20 protein-coding genes are annotated in these 24,384 nt (G+C 58.7%); 9 read left to right on the top strand and 11 right to left on the bottom strand.

The window, feature by feature from the left end:
- Window positions 1–99 precede the first annotated feature (99 nt).
- The 4 genes from uxaC (at window position 100) to HDF08_RS10380 (ending at window position 4,467) form a co-directional block, all read left to right on the top strand.
- Entirely contained in the window at window positions 100–1,503 is a 1,404-nt protein-coding gene (gene uxaC / locus HDF08_RS10395; RefSeq protein ID WP_179638367.1) for a glucuronate isomerase, read from the top strand.
- Between the two features lie 349 nt (window positions 1,504–1,852).
- Window positions 1,853–3,127 (top strand): nickel-dependent putative hexonate epimerase, encoded by a 1,275-nt coding sequence (locus tag HDF08_RS10390; RefSeq protein WP_179638366.1) that lies wholly within the window; start codon window positions 1,853–1,855, stop codon window positions 3,125–3,127.
- A 20-nt stretch (window positions 3,128–3,147) separates the two neighbouring features.
- Window positions 3,148–3,654, top strand: coding sequence for a gluconokinase (locus tag HDF08_RS10385; protein WP_179638365.1), 507 nt, complete (start codon window positions 3,148–3,150; stop codon window positions 3,652–3,654).
- A 36-nt stretch (window positions 3,655–3,690) separates the two neighbouring features.
- Complete coding sequence (locus HDF08_RS10380) at window positions 3,691–4,467, top strand: SDR family NAD(P)-dependent oxidoreductase (RefSeq protein WP_179638364.1); 777 nt, start codon at window positions 3,691–3,693, stop codon at window positions 4,465–4,467.
- 470 nt (window positions 4,468–4,937) lie between these two features.
- Here HDF08_RS10380 and HDF08_RS10375 read toward each other — a convergent pair whose 3' ends face one another.
- The 5 genes from HDF08_RS10375 to larE form a co-directional block, all read right to left on the bottom strand.
- Window positions 4,938–5,189, bottom strand: a complete 252-nt coding sequence (locus HDF08_RS10375; protein ID WP_179638363.1) for a hypothetical protein — start codon at window positions 5,187–5,189, stop codon at window positions 4,938–4,940.
- 58 nt (window positions 5,190–5,247) lie between these two features.
- Window positions 5,248–6,009 (bottom strand): nickel pincer cofactor biosynthesis protein LarB, encoded by a 762-nt coding sequence (larB, locus tag HDF08_RS10370; protein ID WP_179638362.1) that lies wholly within the window; start codon window positions 6,007–6,009, stop codon window positions 5,248–5,250.
- A 367-nt stretch (window positions 6,010–6,376) separates the two neighbouring features.
- Window positions 6,377–7,393, bottom strand: a complete 1,017-nt coding sequence (locus tag HDF08_RS10365; RefSeq protein WP_179638361.1) for an aldo/keto reductase — start codon at window positions 7,391–7,393, stop codon at window positions 6,377–6,379.
- A gap of 86 nt (window positions 7,394–7,479) precedes the next feature.
- The gene (larC, locus tag HDF08_RS10360; protein ID WP_257030955.1) at window positions 7,480–8,829 is read right to left on the bottom strand and encodes a nickel pincer cofactor biosynthesis protein LarC; all 1,350 of its coding nucleotides are present in this window, start codon (window positions 8,827–8,829) and stop codon (window positions 7,480–7,482) included.
- A gap of 38 nt (window positions 8,830–8,867) precedes the next feature.
- Window positions 8,868–9,701, bottom strand: a complete 834-nt coding sequence (gene larE, locus HDF08_RS10355) for an ATP-dependent sacrificial sulfur transferase LarE (protein WP_179638360.1) — start codon at window positions 9,699–9,701, stop codon at window positions 8,868–8,870.
- 279 nt (window positions 9,702–9,980) lie between these two features.
- Between larE and glgX the strand changes: the two genes are divergently transcribed.
- Window positions 9,981–12,116 (top strand): glycogen debranching protein GlgX, encoded by a 2,136-nt coding sequence (glgX, locus tag HDF08_RS10350; RefSeq protein ID WP_179638359.1) that lies wholly within the window; start codon window positions 9,981–9,983, stop codon window positions 12,114–12,116.
- A 60-nt stretch (window positions 12,117–12,176) separates the two neighbouring features.
- Here the strand turns inward: glgX and HDF08_RS10345 are convergent, their stop codons facing one another.
- From HDF08_RS10345 to HDF08_RS10330, 4 genes are all read right to left on the bottom strand, one after another.
- Entirely contained in the window at window positions 12,177–16,112 is a 3,936-nt protein-coding gene (locus tag HDF08_RS10345) for an alpha-amylase family glycosyl hydrolase (RefSeq protein WP_179638358.1), read from the bottom strand.
- 301 nt (window positions 16,113–16,413) lie between these two features.
- Window positions 16,414–17,295: an HvfC/BufC N-terminal domain-containing protein gene (locus HDF08_RS10340; protein ID WP_179638357.1), complete on the bottom strand. Its 882-nt coding sequence runs from the start codon at window positions 17,293–17,295 to the stop codon at window positions 16,414–16,416.
- Window positions 17,292–18,167 (bottom strand): MNIO family bufferin maturase, encoded by an 876-nt coding sequence (gene bufB / locus HDF08_RS10335; protein WP_179638356.1) that lies wholly within the window; start codon window positions 18,165–18,167, stop codon window positions 17,292–17,294. The genes HDF08_RS10340 and bufB overlap by 4 nt, the downstream gene beginning before the upstream one ends.
- Window positions 18,168–18,257: 90 nt before the next feature.
- Window positions 18,258–18,542, bottom strand: a complete 285-nt coding sequence (locus HDF08_RS10330) for a hypothetical protein (RefSeq protein WP_179638355.1) — start codon at window positions 18,540–18,542, stop codon at window positions 18,258–18,260.
- A gap of 800 nt (window positions 18,543–19,342) precedes the next feature.
- Between HDF08_RS10330 and HDF08_RS10325 the strand changes: the two genes are divergently transcribed.
- From HDF08_RS10325 to HDF08_RS10315, 3 genes are read left to right on the top strand one after another with little or no spacing between them, the layout of a single operon-like run.
- Window positions 19,343–19,816 carry a DoxX family protein gene (locus HDF08_RS10325; protein WP_179638354.1) on the top strand — a complete coding sequence of 158 codons (474 nt, stop codon included), beginning with the start codon at window positions 19,343–19,345 and terminating at the stop codon, window positions 19,814–19,816.
- Complete coding sequence (locus HDF08_RS10320) at window positions 19,798–20,433, top strand: sigma-70 family RNA polymerase sigma factor (protein WP_257030954.1); 636 nt, start codon at window positions 19,798–19,800, stop codon at window positions 20,431–20,433. Before HDF08_RS10325 ends, HDF08_RS10320 begins: the two co-directional genes overlap by 19 nt.
- Entirely contained in the window at window positions 20,424–20,702 is a 279-nt protein-coding gene (locus HDF08_RS10315) for an anti-sigma factor family protein (protein WP_179638353.1), read from the top strand. Before HDF08_RS10320 ends, HDF08_RS10315 begins: the two co-directional genes overlap by 10 nt.
- A gap of 25 nt (window positions 20,703–20,727) precedes the next feature.
- Here the strand turns inward: HDF08_RS10315 and HDF08_RS10310 are convergent, their stop codons facing one another.
- Both HDF08_RS10310 and HDF08_RS10305 read right to left on the bottom strand, forming a co-directional pair.
- Window positions 20,728–21,186, bottom strand: a complete 459-nt coding sequence (locus tag HDF08_RS10310; RefSeq protein ID WP_257030953.1) for a hypothetical protein — start codon at window positions 21,184–21,186, stop codon at window positions 20,728–20,730.
- A gap of 84 nt (window positions 21,187–21,270) precedes the next feature.
- Window positions 21,271–22,038, bottom strand: a complete 768-nt coding sequence (locus tag HDF08_RS10305) for a 4'-phosphopantetheinyl transferase family protein (RefSeq protein ID WP_179638352.1) — start codon at window positions 22,036–22,038, stop codon at window positions 21,271–21,273.
- A gap of 384 nt (window positions 22,039–22,422) precedes the next feature.
- On the opposite strand from HDF08_RS10305, the gene HDF08_RS10300 reads away from it, so the two are divergent.
- Window positions 22,423–24,378, top strand: coding sequence for an amino acid adenylation domain-containing protein (locus HDF08_RS10300; protein WP_179638351.1), 1,956 nt, complete (start codon window positions 22,423–22,425; stop codon window positions 24,376–24,378).
- Window positions 24,379–24,384 lie beyond the last annotated feature (6 nt).

Here is a 24,384-nt window from a genome sequence, read left to right as displayed (position 1 = left end):
GGCCAATTCCTACCTTTTGTTCGAGGTACGGCTAAATCTTTGGTACGCTTCATGGTGCAGGCATTCCCAAGCCCGCAGCCATTGAAGAGGTGATGAAGGATGATTCTCGACCCAAACAGACTCTTTCCCGCTGAGAGCGACGCGCGGTCAGTCTCAGCAAGACTCTATGAGACAGTGCGGGATCTGCCCATCCTCTCGCCCCATGGGCACACCGACCCGCGCTGGTTCGCCGAGAACGAAGCCTTCGCCAATCCCACAGCTCTCTTCATCCAGCCTGACCACTACATCTTTCGCATGCTCTACTCGCAGGGAATCTCGCTGGAGTCAATCGGCATCCCTCCACTCGACGGCACCGCCGCATCCGTCGACCCAAAAGAGGTCTGGCGCCTCTTCGCAAAAAACTACTATCTCTTTCGCGGCACCCCAACTCGCCTGTGGCTCGACTACTCCTTAGAAAATCAATTCGGTCTGACCAAACGTCTCAGCCCGGAGAACGCAGACGAGTACTACGAGATCATCTCGCAGAAACTGCAAACCCCCCAGTTCCGGCCACGCGCGCTCTACGAGCAGTTCAACATCGAAGTCCTCTCCACCACCGACACCCCCCTCGATAGTCTCGAGTATCACAAAGCCATCCGGGAGTCGGGCTGGAAGGGCCGCATCCTGCCCACCTTTCGTCCGGATTCCGTAATCGACGCCGACCATACCGGATTTCTCGCGAACATCCTGAAGCTCGGTGAGATCACAGGAGAAAACACCACAACCTGGGACGGCTATCTCGACGCACTCCGCAACCGCCGCGCCTTCTTCAAGTCCATGGGCGCCACCGCAACTGATCACGGCCACCCCACAGCTTTCTCAGCCGACCTGGACCATGACACCGCAGCCTCCCTCTTTGGTCGAATCATCTCCGGCCGCTCCGTACCCCAGGAGCAGGAGTACTTCCGTGCCCAGATGCTTACCGAGATGGCCGGCATGAGCGTCGAAGACGGACTCACCATGCAGCTCCACCCCGGTTCGGTCCGCAACCACAACCGCCAGCTCTACGAGAGATTCGGTCGCGACAAGGGCGCAGACATCCCTTCCCAGACCGAGTACGTCCGTGCCCTTCAGCCTCTGCTGAACCGCTATGGAAACGACCAGCGACTCACCTTCATCCTCTTCACCCTCGACGAGTCCACCTTCTCCCGCGAACTGGCTCCTCTGGCCGGTCACTATCCGGCGCTCAAGCTCGGTCCTCCATGGTGGTTCCACGACTCCGCCGAGGGCATGATGCGCTTCCGCGAACTGGCCACCGAAACCGCCGGGTTCTACAACACCGTCGGCTTCAACGACGACACCCGCGCCCTCCTCTCCATTCCCTCGCGCCACGACGTAGCCCGCCGCATCGACTGCGCCTTCCTAGGCCGTCTCGTAGTCGAACATCGCCTCGACGAAGACGAAGCCTTCGAAGTCATTCAGGACCTCACCGTAAACCTGGTCCGGAAAGCCTACAAGCTCTAAAAACTCACGAGAAGAAGAGGGAGGAAGAAATCCAGCTGCAAATCCGAGTAGACCAGCCGATGAAAAATATAGTTCAAAATTGTGGCGTATTTTTCGAGCCTCGAAAAGTGACTGCTTAAACACCACATTAGCCACGCAATTCACCACGTTCTCACCAGCAAAATACCACCATAAACTCACCCATTTTCCGTCAACCCCCCCGAAAAACCCAGCAAAAAACCACAAAAGCACCGCTCAAACCGTCCAGATTTTTTTCGCGCAAAATAGTATTTTTGAATCTGCTTTCCAATCTGGTCCCATTGTCCAGTCCAACGCGTTCGCATCTTTACCCGGAGTAAGATCAAAGTTCATGAGCCTCTTTTTCGCCGCTGGCAGCGAGACAACGGAGATGTCGCCCACAGAAGTGCAGGCAAACCTCTTCCAGGCCCTGGACAAACTCGGCCAGCGTAAGAAAGTCCTCGCAATTCCGCCCGATTTCACGCGCATGCACTCCCAAAGCGGCGTCCTCACTGAACTTGCGTGGCATTACTACAAAGATAAACTCACCGACATCCTCCCCGCTCTGGGCACGCACAAACCAATGACGGACGAAGAGATTGCAGCCATGTACGGCGCAACTCCGCGAAGCCTCTTCCGCGTCCACAACTGGCGCAACGACGTCGTCACACTCGGAGAAGTACCCAGCGAATTCATGTACGAAGTCAGCGAAGGAAAGCTCGACTACACCTGGCCCGCACAAGTGAACAAACTACTGCGTGACGGTGGACACGATCTCATCCTCTCCATAGGCCAGGTCGTTCCTCATGAAGTGGTCGGTATGGCGAACTACAACAAGAACGTATTTATAGGCACGGGCGGAGCCATTGGAATCCACCGTAGCCACTTCCTGGGTGCGGTGTACGGAATGGAACGCATGATGGGCCGCGCCGATACTCCTGTCCGACGTGTGCTGAACTACGCGAGCGAACATTTCGCCAGCCACATGCCGATTGTCTATGTGCAGACGGTGGTAGCCAAAAACGCTGACGGAAAGCTGGTCATTCGCGGCCTCTACATAGGTGATGATGCAGAGTGCTTCGAACTCGCCGCAGCTCTCAGTCTCAAGGTCAACTTCAAGATGATGGATCGAGAGATTAAGAAGGCAGTTGTCTTCCTCGATCCACACGAGTTCAAAAGCACATGGCTGGGAAACAAGAGCATCTATCGCACCCGCATGGCGCTTGCGGACAACGCAGAACTGATCGTCCTCGCTCCAGGTGTCCATGAATTCGGCGAAGACGCAGCCATCGATACCTTGATCAGAAAGTACGGCTACTGCGGCACTCCTAAAACACTAGAAGCTGTCAAAGAAGATCCGCAGCTTGCTGGAAATTTAAGTGCTGCCGCCCACCTTATCCATGGGTCTAGTGAGGGGCGCTTTACCATTCGTTATTGCCCGGGCCACCTGACCCGGGAGGAGATCGAAGGCGTGAACTTCGAGTATGGCGATCTGGCGGAGATGACCTCGAAGTACAATCCTGCTTTGCTGGCAGACGGTTGGAACGTAGTGGATGGGGAAGAGATCTTCTATATCTCCAATCCTGGTCTTGGGCTTTGGGCTTATCAGGGTCGCTTCGAGAGCTAGTTGGTGAGAGGGTTTGCTGGATGATTGTGGTGTTGATGGGCGTGAGCGGATCGGGCAAGACGACTATTGGGACGCTGCTGGCGGAGCGCGCGGGCGCGGTATTTGCCGATGGCGATGATTACCATCCGCTGGCGAACAAGCAGAAGATGGCTGCTGGGCATCCGCTCGACGATGAGGATCGTCAGCCGTGGCTTGAGGTGCTGAACGGGCTGTTGCGGGACTGGTTTGCGGAAGGGAAGAACGGCGTTCTGGCGTGCTCGGCGCTGAAGGCTAGCTATCGAGCTACGCTGCAGGCAGGGATGCCGAAGAGCGCAGTAAGCTTCGTGTTGCTGGAGGCATCGAAGGAGATGCTTGAGGCTCGTCTAGCGGCGCGGAAGCACGAGTTCATGAATGCTGGGTTGCTGGATAGTCAGCTTGCGACGCTCGAGATGCCGAACGATGCTATTCGAGTCGTGAATGATCGATCGCCAGATGAGGTCGTGAGCCAGATTCTGGCACAGATTTCGCTGAGTGGAACTCGAGTTTGACGACAAATTTTTGAGACAGAAGAGAGGACGTTTTCCATGGGGCATCCGTTGTTTGATTTGAGTGGCAAGTCGGCTGTGGTGGTGGGGGGTACGTCGGGGATTGGGTTGGCGATGGCGGTGGGGCTGGCGGAGGCTGGCGCGGATGTGGTGGCGAGTTCGCGGCGGCTAGAGCAGGTGGATGAGGCGGCGAAGGAGATCGAGGCTACGGGGCGGAGGTCGCTGCGGCTGACCTCGGACGTTGCGGATCGGGCGAGCCTGCAGGCGCTGCTGGATGGGACAGTGAAGGCGTTCGGCAAGGTCGATATCCTCGTCAACTGCGCGGGGAAGATCAAGCGAGAGCCTACGCTGAGTGTCACGGAGGAGACCTGGGATGGCATCATGGATACAAACGTGACTGGAACGCTGCGAGCCTGCCAGATCTTCGGCAAGCATATGCTCGAGCGCGGCTACGGGCGCATTTTGAACATCGCCTCTTTGAACACTTTTGTGAGCCTGAAGGAGGTCACGGCTTATGCGGCCAGCAAGGCTGCGGTTGGAGCGTTGACCAAGTCTCTGGCGGTGGAGTGGAGCGCACAGGGTGTGACGGTGAATGCAATTGCTCCCGGCGTCTTTCGCACGGCGTTGAACCAGAAGCTGCTGGACGAGAGCGATCGGGGCAAAGAGTTGTTGATGCGAACTCCCATGGGGCGCTTCGGTAAGACCTCTGAGCTGGTGGGTGCGGCGATCTTTCTGGCGAGCGATGCTTCAGCGTTTATCACGGGCGAGATCCTTGTGGTGGATGGCGGCTTTCTTGCCAGCGGGGTGAATCAGTAGGTTGGCCGGAAGGGGGGTGCCCCCCTTATTGCCTGCGCGTAAATTCCCTGGATGCATAGAGGTACGCTGAGTGTTGGCTGCTAAATATGTGCAGGCAAAGGAGTTGCGTGCAGATACGTGACAGCAAAGGACTTAGCACCTAGTTGCCGATTAAAAGCAAGGTCCCGGCGGATGGCCGGGACCTTTTTCACCTCTGCTTTTATTTTACCTGATCGAGTGAAACTCATACGCCATGTGTAAGTTGTTGTTGGGGAATGGGTTGAGGGTTTTTGGGGGTTGACAAGCTTTAAGTGGCGGCTGGCGGCGAAAGCAGAAGCAGATTCCCCAGTGAAGATGACGACAAAAAAGACAACGACAAGAGTAACTGCGAAGACAGAAGCAGATTCCCTTCGGGAATGACAACCAAAACGGCGAATGCAACGGCAACGGCGAGATTACCTGCTCGCGGTCAGGAGGGCAGGATTGGCTGTTTAGCGGGCGGTGGATTTGGTGGTGCGGCTGTTGTTGGGATCGTGGTGGGTGGGAAGTATCCAGGGGTAAAGCACGGCGAGGTTGGGCGGGACGATGGTGAGAAATAGCAGGAAGACGCCGACCATCTCCGGGATGTGAAACATGTTGCGGCTCTCGAGAAAGAGCGACAGGCAGACCAGTCCAACAATCGTCACACAGATGACGGTGCGTGCAAGGGTCTTTGCCCAGGGTTTGTCGTCATGGGGAAGCATTTCAGGACCGCCTTTCGTCACGCTTTGATAGCGAATTTTGCTAACAATGCCCGTTCCTTCAGCTACGACGGACGGAGGCACGTGCGATTAATACGGCAGTGTAGGCTGCGCCGAAGCCGTTGTCTATATTTACTACGGTAACGTTTGGGGAACAGGAGTTAAGCACTCCCAAGAGAGCGGCGGCTCCATCGAAGCTGGCTCCGTAGCCGACCGAGGTGGGGACGGCGATGACGGGAACTCCGACTAATCCGCCGACAACGGAGGGGAGTGCGCCCTCCATGCCGGCGCAGACGATCACGACGTCGGCTTGAGTGAGTTGGTCGCGGACGGAGAGGAGACGGTGAAGGCCGGCTACGCCTACGTCGTAGAGGCGGGTGACTTTGGCGTTGAAGAGCTCGGCGGTGACGGCAGCCTCTTCGGCGATGGGCTGGTCGCTGGTTCCAGCGCTGAGGATGGCGATGCGGCCCTTTGGGTCTTCGTGGGGAGATTGCCTGAGGGTGATGGCGCGGGCAGAGGGGTGGTGGATGGCTTTGGGGTGGGCGGCGAGAACCATGGTGGCGGTGGCGTCGTCGGCGCGGGTGGCGAGGACGTCCGTTCCGGCGGCGGCCATGCGGGTGAAGATTTCGATTGTTTGCTGGGGGGATTTTCCCTGGGCGTAGATGACTTCGGGAAGGCCGGTGCGGAGGGTGCGGTGGTGGTCGATGCGGGCGTGGCCGATGTCCTCGTAGGGCATGTCGGCGAGGCGCTGGGAGGCAGCGGCTGGGGTGATGGCTCCGGTTTGGACGGCGGCGAGGAGTTCTAGGAGGGTGGCTTTGTTCATAGGGGGTAGCGAGTCAGCGAAAGGCAGCGAGTCAGCCAAGAGGTTTTGACAGGAGATCCATTTGCTGACGAGATTTTACTTGATGTGCTGAGCGGCTTATAGCGAGCCGCAGATGCTGTTGTTTTCCAAGAAACCTTTGATCAAGTCTCCCCGGATATTCGGAGAAGCATTTGGCGAAGCGGATGCTACGAAAGCAAACCCCAGGGGCTAAAGCCCACGCTTCGGGAGGGTTTGTTTGCCAAGGCTAAAGCCTTGGCCTACCTAGAAGCAAAAGAGATCCTCACAGATCGTCCAAATGGGAACTTAGTTAAAGCTCCCTCATTCGCTAACGTGATGACTCGCTGCCTCTCGCTAGCTTGCTGACTTGCTATCCCAGCCACTTTGGGTTTGCCGCAGTGCCGTCGTAGTGGTTGGTGGTTTTGAAGAGTTCGAATTTGCCTTCGCTGGCTGCGGTGGCGGTGCGGGCCAGTAGAGAACTGATCTGGGTTTGATCGAGGGGCTTGAAGGTGCGGGTGGCTTCGAAGGCCTGGTCCAGGGTTTGGGTGTTGTCGATGCCGGTGATGACGACCGAGACGGGCTGGGTGAGGCCGTAGTGGAGGGCTTCGATGGGTTGGACGGTGTTGCTCTTGAGGATGAAGGGATCGCCGAAGGTCTTCATGGCGAGGATGCCGATGCCTTGTTTGAGGGCGACGGGCATGACCTCTTTTTCGAAGGAGCGGAAGTGCGCGTCCATGACGTTGATGGGCATCTGGACGGTGTCGAAGTGGAAGCTGTGCTTTTGCGCGGTCTCGAGCATGCGGAGATGGACGGCGGGATCTTTGTGGCCGGTGAAGCCGATGTAACGAATCTTGCCGGCTTTTTGCGCGGCGACGGCGGCTTCGATGGCTCCTCCAGAGGCGAAGATGCGGTCGGGGTCTTCCATGCGGATGACTTCGTGGAACTGGACGAGATCGATCATGTCGGTCTGGAGGCGACCGAGGGATTGCTCGAGTTGCTTGTTGTACTCGTCGGCGGTACGGCCGTCGATCTTGGTCATGAGGAAGACTTTTTGACGGTAGCCGTTGCGGAGGGCCTGGCCTACGCGTACCTCGGAGATGCCGTCGTTGTAGTCCCAGCAGTTGTCGAGGAAGGTGATGCCGCGGTTGACGCCCGCATGGACGAGCTGAATGCTTTCGGCGGGGTCCTTTTGTTTACCGAGGTGGTAGCCGCCCATGCCGATGGCGGAGACGCGCTCGCCAGTGGTGCCAAGTTCGCGATAGATCATGTCAGGGGATTCGGGGCGCTTGATGGGCTGGCTGGTTGTTTGAGGGGGTTGTGCGTTTAGCGGGATCGCTGCGCTTACGCTTGCGGCGGTTGCGGATTTGAGAAAGTCTCTGCGCTCCATGGTGTGCTCCTCGGGTAAGAGTGTGACTTGTCGTCGATTGGATGCAAGTTTGTGGGCGAGCGCTGGGCTTGGATTCGGGGCGCGGGTTATTTGAGGTAGGCTGCGATGGCGGTTTGTTGAACCAGCTTCAAAGGGACGTTGTGTTTTGTGGCGGCGGCACGGCAGTCCTCGAACTCGGGAGCGATGTTGCACTGCTCGCCGTTGAGGGTGCCGATCTTTACGCGGATGTCGCCGTAGGGTGTGGTGACGATGGTGTGGTGGCGGTCGGCGCAGACGCGGGTGTCCTGACGGATGCGGAGGCCGAGGGTGCTGGTTTCACGAAGGATGAGTTGCTGGAGGGCGGGGCTGTCAGAGGGGTTGCAGAGGATGGTGAGGAGGGTGCCGGGGCGACCCTTTTTCATGATGACGGGAGTGAGCATGACATCCAGTGCACCTTGCGCTAAGGCTGTTTCGGAGACGTAGGCGAGGATCTGCGGGGAGAGATCGTCGAGTGCGGTTTCGAGGACGGTTACGGTTTCTGAGTCGTGTGGGTGATGTTTGTTGAGAAAGTGCTCTGGGGATGGGGCGGCGTGGGTGGAGTTGTCGGCTTCGCCGATGCTGAGGCGGAGGACGTTGGGGAAGTCCTTCGGGTTGCGGGTGCCGGCGCCATAGCCGATGTGCTCGACGCGCATGGCTGGTTGCGGGCCGAAGGTGGGGGCGAGGGCACGGAGGAGTGCAGCTCCGGTAGGGGTGACGAGCTCTTTTTCGATGTGGGCGGAGTAGGTGGGGAGGCCGCGGAGGAGATCGGCTGTGGCGGGGGCGGGGACGGGGAAGCGGCCGTGTGCGCAGTCCACTGTGCCGCCGCCAACGTTGATTGGGGAGGAAAACCACTTGTCGATTGCGAGAGCGTGGATGCCTGCGGCGGAGGCGACGATGTCGACGATGGCGTCGACGGCACCTACTTCGTGGAAGTGAATTTTTTCGATGGGGACGTTGTGGATCTTTGCTTCGGAGGCGCCGAGGAGTTCGAAGGTGTGGATGGCGGTTTGTTTGACGGCAGGGGGGAGGGATGCGGCGGTGATGAGGTCGCGGATGACGGCGAGGGAGCGGCCGTGGGTGTGTTCGCGCTCGTGCGTGTGAGGATGGCCGGTCTTGTGCTGGTGCTGGGTCTTCGGGTGATGCTGATGAGAATGATCTGCTTCTTCGTTTTCGTGACGATGGGCTGGGTCGGCGGTATTGCTCTCGGCGAGGCTTAAGCCCTCGTAGACGTGGACCTTGGTGGAGGAGATTCCGCTGCGGTCTACTCTTTCGATCTTGAGGGTTGCGTTGAGGTTCAGGGCGGTTACGGCTTCGTGGAGGATGGCGGGATCGAGGCCGGCGTCGAGAAGGGCTCCGAGGAACATGTCGCCACTGATGCCGGCGAAGCAGTCTAGGTAGGCGATACGCATGGGCGTCATTGTTTCATGTTTGGGGTATTAGGTTCGGGGTTCGGCTTTTATCGGGCGGGGAGGATGGCGGAGGCGGCGAGGAGGATGTCGTTCATGGAGCCGGAGCGGTAGCCTTCGGTGTCGAGGGTGACGTAGAGGAAGCCGAGGGGTTTGATGGCGGCGGTGATGGCTTCGAGGGTGGGGAGGGAGAGGGCGCGGGGGAGATCGATGCGGGCGATTTCGATGCGGGCGAGATCGCCGTGGTGGCGGACGCGGACCTGGGGGAAGCCGAGGGCGTGGAGTGCCTCTTCGGCCTGCTCGACCTGGGAGAGATTTTCGCGGGTGACGGGGCGGCCGTACTCGATGCGGGAGGAGAGGCAGGCGCTGGCGGGCTTGTCCCAGAGCTTGAGGCCGGCTTGCTGGGCGAGGGTGCGAATCTCTTGCTTGGTGAGACCGGCGGTGACGAGGGGAGCGACGGCGTGGTGTTGCGCAGCGGCCTGCTGGCCGGGGCGGAAGTCGGCGCGGTCGTCGAGGTTCATGCCGTAGGCGATGTGGGCGAAGTTGCGGTGGGCTCGGGCTTGCTCCATCTGCTGGAAGAGCTCGTCTTTGCAGTGGAAGCAGCGGTGAGCGTCGTTGCGCTGGTAGTCGGGGTTTTCGAGCTCGTTGGTGCGGAGGATCTGGATGGGGATGTTGTGATCGGCGGCGAAGGCGAGGGCGGCGGCGAGTTCGGCGCGGGGAAGGGAGGGGGAGTCGGCGATGACGGCTTGCATGTCGTCGCCGAGGGCCTGGTGGGCGGCGTAGGCGAGGTAGGCAGAGTCGGTGCCGCCGGAGTAGGCGACCAGGACACTGCCGAGCTGCTGGAGTGTTTCGTGGAGCTTCGCGGACTTTGCGGTCAGATCCATTGGGTTCATTGTAGGTCAGGCTGGCGGCTTTGGCATCGAGACAGGGTGGAGGGAGTTCGGTCTCAGCTTTGAGTGAGGGAGGTTTCCGAGTATGGCTCTGTTCGAGGTTCGCCTGTTCTATGCTCTGATGCTGAGACGGGTGGCGGAGTCTTTTTTGTCGCGACAGATGTTGACTTCAAGTGGTGGCTGATCGGTTGATCTTTTGGAAGCAAGCTGAAAGTGAGTTCTATTTTGAGCGTATTCTCCGGAACTACAGATCGTTGGCTGCATCGAAAGTCTATGAAACGCACCCTTCTTCCTGGCCGACCCTATCCGCTTGGCGCGACTGTAACGAGGAAAGGCACGAACTTCGCCCTCTTTTCTGAGGGCGCAACCAAGGTTGAGCTCTGCTTTTTTGACGCAGAGGGCAGACAGACTGATTGCATCGCTTTGCAGGAGCGAACCGCGTATGTATGGCATGGGCTGGTTCGCGATATCAAAGCGGGGCAGTTATATGGGTACCGGATCGATGGTCCGTGGGAGCCGGAGCGCGGGCGCCGCTTCAATAAATACAAGCTGCTGGTCGATCCTTATGCTGAAGCGCTTTCAGGGCAGGTTGACTGGAAGAAGCCGATCTTCGCGTATGACGTGGCGTCGGGAGACGATCTGAAGATGGATACGCAGGACAGCGCGGATGGTGTTCCGAAGAGCGTTGTGATCGACAGCAAATTCGACTGGGGAGACGACTGTCCGCCTGAGACGCCGCTGGCTGATTCGGTGATCTATGAGATGCATGTGAAGGGCTTCAGCATACGGAATCCCATGGTTCCAGAGAAGCTTCGCGGGACTTACGCGGGGCTTGCGTGTGAGCCGAGTATTAACTATTTGAAGAAGCTTGGCGTGACGGCGGTGGAGCTGTTGCCGATTCACCACTTCATCGACGAAGGACCGCTGGTGGCCAGGGGTCTTGTGGATTATTGGGGGTACAACACGCTGGGGTACTTTGCGCCGATGTCCCGCTACAGCTCGTGCGGGGATACCGGCGGACAGGTGAATGAGTTCAAACGGATGGTGAAGGCGCTGCACGCTGCGGGGATCGAGGTGATCCTCGACGTGGTCTACAACCATACCTGCGAAGGCAACCAGCTGGGCCCGACTTTGTGCTGGAAGGGAGTTTGTAACACGACCTATTACAGAGTGAATGAGGAGAGTCCCAGATACTACGTGGACTACACGGGGACGGGGAATACGTTGAACGTGCGGAATCCGCAGGTGCTGAAGATGCTGATGGATTCGCTGCGCTATTGGGTTACGGAGATGCATGTCGATGGGTTTCGCTTTGACCTTGCAGCGACGCTGGCGCGGGAGCTGCATGACGTGAGCCGTCTGTCTTCTTTCTTCGACACGATTCACCAAGACCCTACGCTGGCCGATGTGAAGCTTATCGCAGAGCCGTGGGATGTCGGCGAAGGAGGGTACCAGGTGGGGCAGTTTCCTGTTCTGTGGGCGGAGTGGAATGGGAAGTACCGCGATACGGTTCGCCGCTTCTGGAAGGGTGATGCGGGGCAGCTCTCCGATCTCGGCAATCGCCTTACCGGATCGAGCGATCTGTATCAGTACGACGGGCGCAAGCCGTATGCGAGCATCAACTTTATTACGGCGCATGACGGATATACCCTGTGCGACCTGATCAGCTACGACCGGAAACACAATGAAGCAAATGGAGAAGACAACAAGGATGGCTCGGACAGCAACGACTCGTGGAATATGGGCGCGGAAGGTCCGACGGACGATGAGGGGATCAACCGTTTGCGTGAGAGGCAGATGCGAAACTTCCTGGCTACGTTGATGCTCTCTCAAGGCGTGCCGATGCTGAATGGGGGCGATGAGATAGCGCGGTCGCAGATGGGGAACAATAACTGCTACTGCCAGGACAATGAGCTGACGTGGCATGACTGGGATCTGGATGAACCGCGCAAACGGGTGCGCGACTTTACGAGTCAGCTGATCCACTTCCGGTTGAATCACCCGAATTTGCATCGGCGAAAGTTTTTTCAGGATCGCGAGATTCGCAGGCGAGGCGAGGACCTGATTATCAAGGATGTCGCGTGGTTTAGCACGGATGGCAAACAGGTGCCTGACGAGGTTTGGAATACCCAGTGGAACCGGTCGGTGGCAGTTCTGCTGAATGGGCAGACGCTGCAGGTGACCGATGAGGACGGTTTGCCGGTGATCGACGATAGTTTTTTTCTGGTTGTGAACGCGTCGCAGGATGGCGTCGAGTATGTGCTGCCCGCGTCGCCCTCAGGTAAACCCTGGTGCCAGGTGATTGATACTGAGGATATCGAGCAGCCCTTTACCCATGCTGAGGTTGAGAAAAAGATCATCGTCGGCGGGCGAGCTCTGAAGCTGTTTAGTGATGGGAAGATCAGCTAGTTAGCGAGTTAGCGAGTTAACAGGTCGGCGAGTTAACAGGTCAGTCAGTTAGCGAGTCAGCTAGTCAGCGTGTGGAGTCTTCGGTTTCTTTTCTTCTTTTGTGGGTGGCTTCGATTTTGGAGTTGACTCGGTCTCTTGGGCTGGCTTTGCTTTTAGAGTTGACTCGGCCTCGGGGGCTGGTTTTGGGGTTGGCTTTGTCTTTGAGTCTGGCTTTGTTCTCTGGGCTGACTTCGCAGCGGGTCTGGAGGTTGGCGGTTTCTTGAGATCGCTGGTTAGCTTTTCTTCGGACTGCTTAGGCGGTTCAGGGCTGAGGTAGAGATCGAGGTTATAACCAGCCTTCTGTGCCGATCGGCAAGACTCTAGAACAGTAGCTTCAATCTTTTTGATCGAATCGAGATCAACGAGAGGCTGCTGGGCAGATTTTATTAACGAGGGGAGTTGGAGCCAGCCGAGGAGCTCTTCAAAGCCCTCTTTGTTGAAGTAGGTGGCGCCGGAAGATTCGTTGACACTGGTGAGCCAGCGAACGTCGGGGTCGGCCCAGAATTTTTGTGTGCTGGTTGTTGCCGGCGAGGTGCCGGTTTGTGCCAGCAGGATCCGTACGCGGGCAGCGGCGCGCCAGGTGTTTTCTCCTTCCATGCCGATGGCGGAGAAGATCTCTGACAGAGCCGAGCGCAACTGGAGCTTGTCGAAGAGCGATGTCTGGTCTTTGTGAGGGAGATTGCAGAGAGTGATCCAGGCCAGGATTGGCGCCCAGATCTGTCCGTTCGTCTTATTGCCGGGTAGAAAGCTGCTCACTGCCGGGGGCAGGATAGTTGAGAGGTTTTGAGAGACCGAGATTAGATGGATGGCCTCTTTCGCCATCATCTCGCAGAGGTCCTTATAGGTTTGGGGCGTGATCGAAGCTGTGGAGAGGCTTGCGTCCGATTGAGGGGAGGATTCTTCGGTCTCAGCGGGTAAAGTTTGGAGCACCCTTTCGAAGAAGCTCTGACTGCACTTCACGAAGGCCTGAAGGCGAGGGTCAAGGAGGGTCTGTGCGGACAGGGCGGGAGAGGCGGCATTGTTTTTTTCTTCGATTGATTTTGGGTTTGTCTTTGGGTTTGTCTTGGGATTTGTCTTGGCGATGCCTGTTGCCGATTTTTGGCTTGCGCTCGACGCAGCGAGATCTTTAGAGAGAGAAGCGGGTTCTTTGGCTGCGAGCTCCGAGGCGACGGTTGCGAAGGCTCGAATGTTGTTTTCGCTGAGAGCCTGGCGGAAGGCCTCATGCACAGGGCGCAGGCGGAGTTTGGAGAGCGCCTCTTCGACGCTGTAGACGCCGGCTCCGTTGAGTGCGTCGAAGAGCTGGTCCCAGGGTTGTTCGGCGGTGGCGTGGAGCTCGCGCCAGTTGATCAGGACGGCGTACTGGTAGCCGCGCAGATCGATGGAGAGGCCGGTGTGGTGGAGGTCGGTGCTGCGGCAGAGATATTCCAGGCCGTGGGCGGTGTCGCGATAGGCGAAGAAGGTGAAGTAGTTGTACGGAAGATCGAGCCCTTCGGCGAGGCTTCGCTGGCGGAGGTGGCCGGTTGCTTTGTCGACCGAGGCCGCGGAGAAGTGGATGGTGCCGCGGGTGCTGCCGTAGCTGTTGTTGTAGAGGATGATGGCGCGCTGGCCGTGGGAGCGGTTGGAGTAGGCGAAGACGTTTTCGTCGACGGTGCCGTGGTCGGCCCAGAAGTCGTAGAGGACGAAGTTGGTGCTCTCGGCGAAGAGACGGCGGTTTTTGAGGAGAGGCGCTATTTCGTGCTGGTGGCGGGCTACAAGACTGTCGTTGGGCCACTCTTCCATCTTGGCCTGCTTGAACTCCATGCCGTAACGCTCGGTGTAGCCTTCGATCTGACCGTGGCCGAACATGGGAAGGCCGGGGAGGGTGGCGAGGAGGGTGCAGACGCCGAAGTACTTGTCGCCGGAGCCGAACTGATCGATCGCGGTGCGCTCGTCGGGATTGCTCATGAAGCTGACGTAGCGCTTGAGGATATCGGGGTCGAACTCGATGGTTTTTTTGAGGTAGGAGCGGTACTTGGCGTTCTCTTCGTCGCGCAGCATGTTCATGAAGGCGCTGTTGTAGACGCGATGCATTCCGAGGGTGCGGACGAAGTAGCCTTCGAGGAGCCAGAAGGCTTCGGCGAGGAGGAGTGTGCCGGGGACCTCGGCGGCTACGCGGTCGACAACCTCGCGCCAGAACTCATGGGGCATGAGAGCGTCGAACTCTTCCTGAGTCATCGCGTTCTCTGCGCGTGAGGGGATGGAGCCGCCGGTGCCGGGGAGGGGGAACCAGAGGCGCTGGACGTGGCGTTTGGCGAGGACCATGGCGGCGTCGAAGCGGATGATGGGGAAGAGGCGGGCGACGTGGAGGATGACCTGGATGACGTGCTCGCGGACGGCTGCTTTGGAGTAGTCGAGCTGTGCGGTGTCGTTCCAAGCGAAGGTGGTGCCGTCGTTGCCGTGGTACATGTAGCGGGTGGCTCCGTCGCGGTGGTGGCGGAGGCGGAAGACTACTGCGGCGTCGGACTGGTCGTAGTAGTGGTCTTCGATCTTGATCTCGACGCGGCTGTCGGTGGAGAGGTCGGGGCCTTCGAAGCGGTAGACGGGGAAGGGGCTCTCCCAGCGGTAGAGGAACCAGTCGGGATTTTCGATGACCCAGTTTGAGTCGATGCCCATGTGGTTGGGGACCATGTCGCTGGCGAGGCGGATGCCTGCCCGGGCGGCGCGGTCGCGGAGGTTTTCGTAGGCGTGGTTGCCGCCGAGGTCGTCGGCGATCTGGTACTCCTTGAGGGAGTAGGCGGAGGCGACGGCGTCGGTGTGTCCGCGGAGGCGTTTGATAGTGCGGGAGGCGACGCTGCGCTCCCAGAGGCCGATGAGCCATAGGCCGGTGATGCCGCGGTCGGCGAGGAGGCGGAGTTCTTCGTCGGGGATCTGGTCGAGGCGGTGGATGTGGCAGAGGTATTTTTTGGAGAGCTGCTCGAGCCAGACGTAGGTGCTCTTGGCCATGAGAACGACGGTGGGCATCCAGGCCTGGTCGGCACTGAAGGCTTCGTACTCGTTGAGGGGAGCCTGGTAGTCGTGGCCGTAGCGGCGACGGCGGACGCCATCGGGGCCGGTGAAGTACTCCTCTTCGAAGCCGATGAACTCGTCGCCGACGAAGCCTTCACCTCCGCGGCCGGGCGCGCCGTGACGGTACTGGTCGGGGCCGGGGGGATGGAAGCGCATCCAGATGGCGAGGTCTTCTTCGCGGAGGACGTCGATGGCGAGGAGGACGCGGCGGAGATCTTCGCCGAGGTACTTGGGCCAGTGCTCGCGGATGTAGTCGAGCTGGCCGGTGAGGGAGTCGGGCGAGGCGAGCAGGGGAGCGCGGAGGGCGTCGAGGAGGCTTCCAATCTCGGGGGAGATCGGAGGGCGGGTGAGGAAGTAGTCGGGGAAGGCGGCGGTGATTTGTTGATAGATGGTCTGCTGCTTGAGGGACGTGTCCTCGAAGAGCTCGCGAAAGGGGGTGAAGGCTGGGTTGATGTTTGCGAGCCAGAGGAGGAGGAGCTCTTCGAGGGCTGCTTCGCGATTTGGCAGGCCGTCGGTGGTGCCGTTGAGCCACTGGGCGGCGGTGAGTTCGCCGCGATAGACGGCTACGTTGGGAAACTGGGTGGTGAAGGTGAGGAGGAGGCGTTCGATCTCTTCAGGTTTGGCGTGGCCGGTGAACCAGCGTACGGCTTCGGCGAAGACTGCGGGGTCGATGTCTTTGCGATAGCGGGCGATCATCGCGTGGTTGAGCTCGTCGATGAGTCCCATGGCGAAGAGCGCGCCGGCGTTGACGACTTTTGGGGATTCAGCGTTTTGTGCGCGGTATTCCTGAAGCTGCGTGGCCAGGTTCCGGCTTGCGGTGACGTTGGCAAAGACGATGTTGCCGGTATAGCTGAAGAGAAGATCGTCTACGTTCAGTTTTTCTCGGAGAGCGCGGGAGATATGAAATTCCATGCAGAGGTCCCCTTACAAGTGCCTTAGTCGCGCTCCAACCCTAACGGGCCGGTTCTGTGTTGCTTAGAAGGAACGATGGCTACGAAGACAGGCCTGTATCGTCGGAAGCCAGCTGAGGTGAAATGGATGCCTTGCCAATTCTTTGTATAGGATGACAGCCCCTGGGCAGGCGTCGCAACTGGCGCACCTGGACGATGCAGGAATCAACTTCTGTATGATACCCGCTCGTCGCCAACGAGCGATGAACGCTGGGGAATGCCGCTGAGTGCGGAAGAGTTTTCTGGTGAGGAAGAGGAGATGGTCAGACTTGGTGTCGCTTGCAGAACCAGCCCAGCTCGGCGGCGTGGGCGAAGTATTCCTGAATTTTGGCGGCTTGCTGTTCAGGGGAGAGGGTGCTTTTGCTAAAGGCGATCTCGAGCGCCTGACCGAGGAGGGTGCCGCTTTGCAGCGCGGAGAGGAGGCCGAACGCCTCGGGATCGATCCGCCGGTAGTAGACGGAGTTGTCGTAGCGGTGCACGGCGAGGTGGGTCTGCGAGCGGCGCATGGCGGGAAGGCGGGTTCGCTTGGCTTGCTTGCGCTCGGTGACGGCGTTGCTCATGATGTCGCTGGGTGCGGTCTGGCGGTGGACGGCCAGGACTAGTTCGTCGACGGGATAGCGGAGGTCGAGCAGTTGGAGATGAGGTTGAAGGAAGAGCGAGGAAGCAGCGCCGAGGTCGCCGAAGTCGGCTGCGGTTAGCGGAGGGAGATCGGCTCCGTCGAAGGCTTCAACGTAGGCCCATTCGAGCCGGGCGACGTCGAGGAGGAGGGCATGACGGCGGGGAGAGAAGTCGGGGCGCGATTCGAGCCACTTGGGCAGCCTGGAGCCGAGGTTGCGAAGGGTGAAGGAGGTGGATGGATTCTCGCGGAGGTAGGCGAGGACCATGCTGTCGAACTTCTTCGCTCCGAGGACGGCTGCGAGGGCGGGGAAGTCTTCGGAGACGGCTCCGATGACGCGGAACCAGTACTGCCGGTTGTAGATCTCGAGGCGGTCGAAGGAGGAGAGGCGGTCGTTTGGTTTGATGTAGGTGCTGGCCAGGTCCTGCGTCGGTCTGCCGTCGGCGGTCGATGGCTGCATTTGAAAGTCGGGTGTCAGAGGACGCGTTACGTCTTCAGCCATGCGGCGTTGCAGTTCGAGGAGGTTCAAGAGTGCACGACCTCTCTGGCTTCTTCTTTCACTGTGATCTCTGCCGGTTCCAGATACTGCGTTGCCTTGAGGGCTTCGGAGTGAACCTCGTCGAAGGATGGGATGTTGTCGTCCCACTCGAGCAGGGTTGCGGTGGGGCCGACACGCTCGATGGCTCGGGCGTAGAGATGCCAGACGGGGTCGAGCACGGGATGATCGTGGGTGTCGAGGATGTACTTCTCGAACTTTGAATGTCCTGCGATGTGGATCTGCGCGACGCGTTCGGCGGGGACGCTGTTGACGTAGTCGAAGGGGTTGAAGCCGTGATTCTGCGAGGAGACGTAGATATTGTTCACGTCGAGCAGGATGCCACAGTCGGCGGCTTCGACGACTTCATTGAGGAACTCCCACTCCGTCATCTGGGACTCGTGAAACTCGGCGTAGCTGCTGACGTTTTCGACGGCGATCGGGATCTCGAGGAAGTCCTGGACCTCGCGAATGCGGGCGGCGGTGGCCTTGACCGCTTCAAAGGTGTAGGGCATGGGGAGGAGGTCGTGGGTGTAACGCCCGTCAACGCTTCCCCAGCAGAGGTGATCGGAGAGCCAGGGAGTTTTGGTGCGGCGGGTGAGGGTCTTGAGGCGCTTGAGATGTTCGCGGTCGGCTGGCTGGACGGAGCCGAAGTACATGGAGACGCCGTGCTGGACGACGCGATAGCGTTCGAGGATTTGATCGAGGACCTTGAGCGCGCGGCCACCGTCGACCATGTAATTTTCGGAGATGATTTCGAACCAGTCGACGACGGGTTTTTCGGCGAAGATGTGGTCGTAGTGCGGGACGCGAAGGCCGATCCCTACGCCGTAGTCGCTGAATCCGTTGAAGCGATTGGCTGGCATGTCTCCCCTTTTTTTAAAGAATGGTGAAGATGTCTGGAGGCTTGAAGAGACGATCAAGCCTCCAGACAGGATCGGTTACAGGGGAGGTGCTTAGGCGAGCGAGGGCTTGGAGCCGTCGGTGGCGCATCCGCCCTTGCCCTTGCAGTCGTTCTTGCCGGGGTGCTTGCCGCCGCCCTGGCCCTTACAGTCGTTCTTGCCCTTGCAGGAGTGCTTCGGAAGATCAGGCTTGTCCTGGGCAATGAGAACGCCGGCGTGAACGGTGGTGGTGGGGGTGTTGTTGGCCGGGGCAGTCTGGGCGTTCATGCGGACAGCGGTGCCGCCCAGCAGACCTGCAAACGCAGCGGCCAGAGCGAGAGATTGTGCTGAATTCTTCATAGGGATGAGCCTTTCCTGGTTGAGCCGCACGCGAGAACGCGCCGGACGTGGATGGTGGCTACACGGATCGTAGCAAGGAGTTAACGGCAGAACTTCCTGCTTCGGATTGCATCTGCGGCAAGATTCATTTGCCGATTTTCCTTGCCGCTGAGTTCGACTACATCAAGGCACAAAGGTTACAGGTTCAGCAGAACACCGGAAGGCTATCACTTCTGTAACCTTTTGGCTCAGAGCTACTCCAAGTGGGACACGTTGGATGAATTCAGGCGACGGGGCCGGAGTTACGGCGCTTGCCGGAGTTGAAGAATGGTAGCGAAGAAATTCCTGGCATTGGCTTCACGGGGGCTTTTTTAGAGAATTCGAATTGGGTGCTCAGGGGAAGAGAGACATATCTCAGGGGCTGAAGCCCCGAATGGTTCCGATCTTCGATGTTCGGGCTAAAGCCCGGACCTATCTCAAATGCAGAGACGGCAGCAAAATATCGCAAGGTAGCGGTTTTTAGACAGGTTCTAAGAATCCGGAAGTCAGGGTAAAAAGGTTTTGAGGGTATTGGGTGTGTGAAGCGCATCGGGATCCTTCGCTCCCGCTCAGGATGACAGCAAAGACTGGGGAGCAGTTTAACCGAGGGTGCTTTAGGGTTTTTTGATTGCGATCACTCTTTGAGTGGAGGCTGTAACCAATTCCTTCGTGATGGTTCTAAGTACGTGCAGGTCCCGACAGGTTCCTGGCCGAGCCTGCCGCATTTCGGGGCCTGCGTAAGATTTATTCCGCTCGACGAAGGTGGAGAAAAAAGGGTTGTGATGAAAAAACTGCTTGAGCTGTATGCGAAGTTTGCAACACTGGCTTCTTATCTCCAATCCCCATTTCTTCTGGTGGTGCGGCTCTACTGGGGATGGCAGCTGGTTCAGAGCGGATGGGGGAAGCTGCATCATCTGGATAAGATCACCGACTACTTTACGAGCTTGAATATTCCCTTTCCTGCTTTGAACGCTCACTTCGTCTCAGGGCTGGAGTTCTTTGGCGGACTTCTTCTGATTCTGGGGCTCGGCTCGCGGCTCATTGGGTTGATGCTTACGGTGAATATGCTGGTGGCATACTGGACTGCAGATCGGGACGCCCTCCTTGCGGTGTTCTCCGATCCGGGCAAGTTCTACAACGCCGATCCATACACGTTTTTGTTCGCGGCTGCGATGGTTCTGGTGTTCGGGGCCGGGCTGTTCTCTGTTGATGCGGTGTTGAAGAGGCGTTATCGAGGATGGATCGAGAAGCAATGACGGTAATCTCCGAGAACAGGAATGAAGCTCAGATGATCGCCTCTATCCTTGCGGGCAATACGCATGAGTTTCATGATCTGATCCAGCCGTATGAGCGCAGCGTCTACAGCATGGCGTTGTCGATGTTGCAGAACGAGGCGGACGCGGAGGATGCGGCGCAGGAGGCGTTTCTCAAGGCGTTCCGCAACCTGGAGAGGTTTCGCGGCGAAGCGAAGTTCAGCACATGGCTGATCAGCATTACGCTGAACGAGGCTCGGAGCCGGCTGCGGCAGAAGAAGACTGCGAAGACGGAGTCGCTTGATGAGTTGAATGAGGGCGGGCATGTGTCGCCGGCGCTGCTGCGGGACTGGCGGGAGATTCCCTCCGAGGCGCTGGAGCGGCAAGAGGTTCGGTTGTTGTTGCAGGATGCGATTGGCGATCTGCCGTTGATCTATCGCCAGGTTTTTGTGCTGCGCGACATGGAAGACTTGAGTGTCAACCAGTCGGCGGAGGCACTTGGTATCAGCGTTGCGGCGGCAAAGGTGCGACTGCACCGCGCGCGGCTGATGCTGCAGAAGCGGTTGTCTCCTCAGTTGAAACAGGTGATGCCGAAGCGGAGGTGGTTCCCATGGTTTTAGAGTGCAAGCATGTGTGGGAGCATATCTCGGGTTATCTGGATGGGACTCTGGATGCGGCGGTGCTGGAGGATGTGCAGAAGCATCTGGAGCACTGCGAGATCTGTTCGGCGATTCTGGATTCGACGCGCAATATTCTGATCCTGACTGCCGATGAACGTGTCTTCGAACTGCCGCTGGGATTTAGCGAGCGGCTCCACGCGAGGCTGGCGGCCGAGATGCGGGGATTTACGTATACGCCTCGCGGAAGTGTGGAAGAGGGCGATGGCTAAAGGGTGCGGCGATAGCTGGAGGATTCTAAGCGGCGTGGTGGAATAGGGAATGGAGGATACTCTCGGCGGCTACCAGGAGGAGGGTGACGACTGCGAGCGAGATCTGAAAGGTCTCTGAGCGGCGCTGGCTGGGGGTGGCGGGCTGGGTGCGCCACTGTGAAGAAGGGCGGGCGCGTAGAGAGCGGATGCGCCAAAGAACATAGAGGTTGATGAGGGAGCCGATGGTGGCGGCGATCATCATGGGGATGCGGATGGCGTCGCGGTGGAAGCCGGTGGGAGGCGGGTGGATGCCGAAGGTTGCCGAGGCCAGCGCACTGAGACCGATGGCGACGCGGACTCCGCTGAGGGCGATGACGGCGGTGCAGGCGCTCTGCAGAACGATGAAGACGAGGCTGGTGGCGGTGACGAGCCAGGTCTTTTTGCTTTCTGGAGCGGGTGGTTGTGCCGGGGGTATTGCAATAGGGGATCGTGTTGGAAGGGCCATCTGTTCCTCAAGTTATAGACGTATCAGACGGGTTGTCGGGTGAATGGGAGATTCTGGCGGTTTTTGGGGGGAGCTCGGGATGGCTCACCACGGCTGGCCCAAGGGAAAGATGAACTGTCGCAGCGGCGACTCGGGCGACTCGAATGCTATTGCTCCGGCGGCTTCGGTGTTCAGAGTCAGATCGCTGACGAAGAACAGCTTCCCTTGATCGTCTGTGGAGCCACCGATGCGAATGGGGTGCAGGTGTACTGATTCGAACGGTATATCGAAGGACGCGAGGGAGGCGATGAGTCCGCGTCCATCTGCTTTGAGAACCGCTTCCTTCCGGGTCCAGTAGCGGTAGAAGGTCCTGATGCGAGAGTGGGGATCGGTGATTGCTGCCAGAGAGCGGTGTTCGCTTGCCGTGAAGTTGTAGTGGGCGACCTCCATAATATCGGTCGCGCGGTCGTAGTACTCGACGTCCACTCCCACGGAGCCGCTGCGGGTAAGAGCAATGAGAATGGTGTCTGCGGAGTGAGCTACGTTGAAGGCGATGCTGTCTCCGTGGATGGGAGGGAGTTCCGGTTTTCCATGAACACCGGTAGAGATAGGCAGAGAACGGAGGTCGAGGCCGGAGGCGTTGCCGAGAAGGATTCTCAGACAGGCCCGTCCAACGGAGAAATGATCCTGCACGCGCCCGGGCCGGCAGCGGTTTGCGTGGAGCTGTTCGGATGGAGCGAGAAGCGGGGCGAAGCGGTCATTGAGGCCTGTGGTGCCGAGCCCTGTGGCGTCGGCCAGGTCGATTCGCCAGAGTTGCACTTCGGTGGTCTCGAGTGGCGGGAGGATATCGACCTGTTTCCAATCACTCGACATAAGAGACAACCCGGAGTGTGATGCCACCGTACTGCAATGATAACCAGTCTCCTGGTACTTAAGTTTCAGGCATCTCTGGAACGGTGTCGAAATATTGAAAAACCTACAACTTTCAGGTATTTTCCCCCACTATTGTCTTAATCCGCCTTTCGAATTGTGCGTACAATTAGGCAACAGAGACGGGTTGACTTCGAGAGCTTCGAGCGGTACCTTTCGCTCAAGTTGCATCTTCTACTCAGGGAGTGAAGTCAGGGGTTGTGATCGATCAGCCCATGCCGGCAGCTACTCTGAGTCAATTCGTTTTTCTGCGTTTTTGATCTGCTGTGGGGCTCGATGGAGAACGATGAGCATGTTAAGAATTCGGCCATTGAGGGCGAGCGATTGATGGATCTTCGTCCCCAGGCTTCCGAGGTTCCGGGGGAGAGCGGATTCGACGGAATGGCTCTCGACACGATCGTCAGTGTCTTTGAGAGAATGGCTGCGGAAAAATCGGACCAAGTCGCGATTGTATGCGGAGAGGCTCGCTGGACCTACGGTCTGCTGAATGCGAGGGCGAACGAACTTGCCCGGCGGTTGCAGGAGCTTGGGGTTCGAACGAACTCGTTTGTTGCGATCTACCTGGACCGCTCGCCCGAGATGATAGTGACCATACTCGGCATCCTGAAGGCGGGCGGCGCGTATCTGCCCATCGACTTTGGATATCCCAGGGCCAGGGTTCTGGAGATGCTGGACGATGCGAGGCCGGTAGCGATCGTAACGACCGCAGTTCTTGCATCGGGGGTATCGGGAGAGTTAACTGCTTTGTCCGTATCGGTTGTGGAGATGGATCGTGAGTTTGTGGCGCTGAACTCTCCGGAGCCGGACAATCCACCGTTTGCCGCAAGGGCGGAGGACTTAGCCTATCTGATGTATACCTCGGGTTCGACCGGCAAGCCGAAGGGCGTGATGGTGACGCACAGAAATGTGCTTCGTCTGCTGGAGCAGACTGACGCTTGGTTTCACTTTGGAGCGAACGATGTCTGGACGATGTTCCACTCCATCGCTTTCGATTTTTCGGTGTGGGAGATCTGGGGACCATTGTTGACGGGCGGGAGGCTGGTGATCGTGCCATTTGCTGTGAGCCGTTCGCCGCGGGAGTTCTACGAGCTTCTCTCGATGGAGCGAGTGACGGTGCTCAATCAAACACCATCGGCTTTCTTTATGTTGATCCAGGTAGAGCAGGACAGTGCGGTTCTGCCGCTGTCGCTGCGCGTAGTGATCTTTGGCGGGGAGGCACTGCAGTATCGCAAGCTGGCTCCGTGGTTCCAGCGTCATGGGGACACGGCTCCACGGCTGGTGAATATGTACGGGATTACGGAGACGACGGTTCATGTGACGTACCGGCCAATCACGGCGGCAGAGGCGGAGTCGGTGCAGGAGAGCCTGATCGGGACGCCGATACCCGATATGCAGCTTTATCTGCTTGATGAAGCGAAGCGACCGGTGCAAGCGGGGGAAGTGGGCGAGCTCTATGTAGGGGGCGGCGGGGTAACGCGCGGCTATCTGAATCGTCCGCAGTTGAATGCGGAACGCTTTATCGAAGATTCCTTCAGGCCGGTGCCTGGTGCCACGCTCTATCGTACCGGCGATCTTGCGCGGATTCGTCCTGATGGCGAGATGGTGTATCTCGGACGGAACGATAGCCAGGTGAAGATCAACGGCTTTCGTATCGAACTGGGGGAGGTCGAGGCTGCGCTGGCTGAAGCGCCTGGGGTTAAGCAGTCGTGTGTGGTGGCGCATACGGATAAGACAGGGACTCAGCGGTTGGCGGCGTATTTTGTTGCGACTACGGGCGTTGAATTGACAGCCAAAATGCTTGGCGAGTTTTTTGTCTCGAAGATGCCTGCGCAGATGAGGCCCTCTTCGTACACCGCATTGAAGGAACTTCCTTTGACCGTGAACGGCAAGCTGGATGTCGCTGCATTGCCTGCTCCTTCGGTGGGATCTGCCGGCGAGGCTCTGGACGGTTCGGCGGCGCAGTCGCTGTCTGAGACCGAGGAGCGGGTGTCGCGAGTGTTTACCGATGTACTCGATCTGCGAGGGATTGGGTTGGACGATAATTTTTTCGATTCGGGAGGGACGTCTCTGTTGCTGATCAGCGCTCATCTGAGGTTGCAGGCGCAGTTTGAGCGGCTGATTCCGATTACGTTGATGTTCGAGTGTCCGACGGTGCGTTCGTTGGCGAAGCGTCTTGCGGCCAATGGGTCTTCGGCTTCGGAGAAAGATGCAATTCAACAGCAGGCTCAGAGGGCGAGAGGTGCGTTCGCGCGGGCTCGGGCGACGAAGGGCGTGGCGTCATGAGTGAGC

This window comes from Tunturiibacter empetritectus, assembly GCF_013410875.1.
Taxonomy (GTDB): Bacteria; Acidobacteriota; Terriglobia; order Terriglobales; family Acidobacteriaceae; genus Edaphobacter; species Edaphobacter empetritectus.
Note: the sequence above shows the minus strand (reverse complement) of the source record. Positions and strands in the feature narration are given on the sequence as shown.